Origin of the sequence: Pseudomonas sp. 21615526, assembly GCF_013386245.1 — a bacterium.
GTDB lineage: Bacteria > Pseudomonadota > Gammaproteobacteria > Pseudomonadales > Pseudomonadaceae > Aquipseudomonas.
The window spans coordinates 1-354 of sequence record NZ_JACAOM010000256.1 but is presented as its reverse complement, the minus strand read 5'-3'; the positions used below and the strand labels follow the sequence as shown (position 1 = coordinate 354).

Annotated in this window: 1 protein-coding gene; it reads left to right on the top strand. The window is 59.6% G+C overall.

Translation table 11 applies throughout. The annotated features are described in order from the left end of the window. The coding region (locus HX786_RS31570) for an ATP-binding cassette domain-containing protein (protein ID WP_178913091.1) at positions 1 to 324 on the top strand (324 nt) is incomplete at its 5' end. Positions 325 to 354 lie beyond the last annotated feature (30 nt).

Here is a 354-nt window from a genome sequence, read left to right as displayed (position 1 = left end):
GCGTTTTTGTCGGGTGGCCAGCAACAGCGGGTGGCGATTGCGCGAGCGCTGGCGGTAGGGGCGGAGGTGATGCTGTGTGACGAGCCGACTTCGGCGCTGGGCCCGGAGTTGGTGGGTGAGGTGTTGAAGGTGATCCAGGGTTTGGCTGAGGAAGGCCGGACGATGATCATGGTGACCCATGAGATGAGCTTTGCGCGCAAGGTGTCGAGCCAGGTGCTGTTTTTGCACAAGGGGTTGGTGGAGGAACAGGGTGCGCCGGAGGATGTGCTGGGTAATCCGAAGAGCGAGCGGTTGCAGCAGTTTTTGAGTGGGAATTTGAAGTAGCCCGCAGGGGTTGGGTGTATATCCGTTATT